The following is a 1,776-nucleotide window of genomic DNA, read 5'->3' as shown; positions in this document are numbered from 1 at the left end:
TGACCCTAAACTTACAGATATCAAGAACCCTGAGAAGTTTTATTACGTTACAGAAATGAAATTTGCTGGGAATAGTAAGGAAAAGGATAAATCTACAGTTATTTACAATCGTAATATCACAATAACAGATATACCTCTTGAAGCTTATGCGTATATCGTGAATGGTAAACCTGCTCTTGAATGGGTTATGGGGCGTCAATGTGTAAAGACTGATAAAAAGAGTGGCATTGTGAATGATGCCAATTGCTATGCTATTGAAACAATTGGTAACCCTGCTTATCCATTGGAATTGTTTCAAAGGGTTATTACAGTAAGTTTAGAAACAATGAAGATTGTTAAGAACCTACCAAATCTAGAATTAAGAAAAACTGAATAGATTTATGAATCATGCCAATCTTATAAGGGGTATAGATTTATAACCATAATCTATACTCTCTTATTAGGTTGCTTACCTATAAGCTTAAAAGGAATGAGTTACTATACGCTATTCTAAAAAGAGAGGTAAATTTTTTTACATTGCTTTTAAAAGATTATATCGCAATCTCAAATGATGCCTTTCATATCTCTCATATGCTCTCTTTAAAGAGAATTATGCGTATTAATAGATTGTATTTATCAATAGAGATTATTTTTTGAAACATTGATAAGACTTAATATATTGAAAAATAATGTTTTTTGTCTTTTTAGTGTTTTTTATCTAAAAACACGAACCTTCAAAACTCAAAACCCCCTTCAAATCGATTAGTTACTCTTTATACCATGCCTCATAACCATCTCTTGTCTTTTGAAAGGCTTTAAAGAACCATATGGCTCTCATAAGACATGGTTTAAACACTCACTCAAATCATAACAGCTGTCAGTTAAATTTTTTGACAGATACTGACAGGTTTTGTTCAATTGATATCATTAATTGTCTATATAAATCACCTTATTGGGATGGTTTTTTCTCAAAACTTACTAACACATTGGAATATAATGTTTTTTACTTTTATTTAAAAGGTGTTTTTTAAAATGAGGGGGTAAATCAACAATAATGACTGACAAGAGACAAAAGCCCATTAAAAAGGTATTTTGATAATGCTATAAGAATTCAAAATGTTTTATAACAAATCAAAACCGCATGATCATATTTATCATTTTGTTATAGGAATATGATGCGGGGGCTATAGAGAATGAATCAAAAGCGTTGGTTATAAAAATGCGATCTCTATTAAAGCTTCTTAAGTTACAAAGCTCTTATAAATGATAACAAAATTCACAAAAAATATTCACAAGGCATTCAATAAAAATAATCATGCTTTATAAAGTTAAAAATAGGCATTATAAGCAGTGTTTTTAGTTGTTATGAAGTTTAAAAGAGAAAAATAACGCCATTGCGTAATATAGAGTCAAATAGACGCAATAAAATAGAAAATATTGATAGAAATATAACGCATATTTATACACAATATGATAAAAAATAATCATAAAAAAATACAAAAAATAGCAAAATATAATTGACAATAAATACGTATTTTGATATATAAATAATCAAGTGATCAAAACACTAATAACTAGCGGATAGGTTACGAAACAACCTCTCCCATGCCCTTAAAATACTGATTGTCTTTTATGCTCTTGTTAGTATATGAAGATCTTGTCGGGTGTAGCTGTGCTATACAATACCCTTTTATGGGGAAAGCATAGCAACGGACTAGTTACCGTGTTTTGAGCGCCCGGCGCCTTTATTAGGCGTCAATTCAAAACTAAAATAACTAGGAGACACTAGCTATGGAA

Annotated in this window: 1 protein-coding gene; it reads left to right on the top strand. The window is 29.9% G+C overall.

Annotation, left to right across the window (positions count from 1 at the left end; genetic code table 11):
• Nucleotides 1–376, top strand: a 376-nt coding sequence (locus NPX99_RS08585; RefSeq protein ID WP_329957954.1) for a type ISP restriction/modification enzyme, incomplete at its 5' end; no start/stop codon positions are given.
• Nucleotides 377–1,776: the final 1,400 nt, after the last annotated feature.

It is taken from the genome of Bartonella sp. 220B (assembly GCF_026930205.1).
In the GTDB taxonomy this organism is placed as follows: domain Bacteria; phylum Pseudomonadota; class Alphaproteobacteria; order Rhizobiales; family Rhizobiaceae; genus Bartonella.
Note: the sequence above shows the minus strand (reverse complement) of the source record. Positions and strands in the feature narration are given on the sequence as shown.